Genomic DNA, 227 nt, shown 5'->3' on the forward strand with positions numbered 1-227 from the left:
CAAAGGTTGGGCGAAAGAAGCACTATTCAACCTTAAACTGCCAATGAAGGGCCGTTACGATGAAGTTCTGCAAGATATTGAGAACCTAAAATTGTTCCTGATTGAGAACAAAGTGAAGTTCAAGATGCAGGCGAAGCACCTATATCATGACCGTGAAGAGATCACCGTTCATATTCAGTCGCTTTCAAACATCTCACCGCACTAATATTAGCGTTGATATATCAGTG

The 227-nt window shown here is 41.4% G+C and carries 1 pseudogene; it reads left to right on the forward strand.

Annotated features, from left to right (window positions below):
- Positions 1 to 205 (forward strand): annotated as a pseudogene (locus tag BCT81_RS04185) (23S rRNA (cytidine(2498)-2'-O)-methyltransferase RlmM); the annotation flags it as partial.
- Positions 206 to 227 lie beyond the last annotated feature (22 nt).

It is taken from the genome of Vibrio sp. 10N.261.52.A1, assembly GCF_002876325.1.
Lineage (GTDB): Bacteria > Pseudomonadota > Gammaproteobacteria > Enterobacterales > Vibrionaceae > Vibrio > Vibrio chagasii.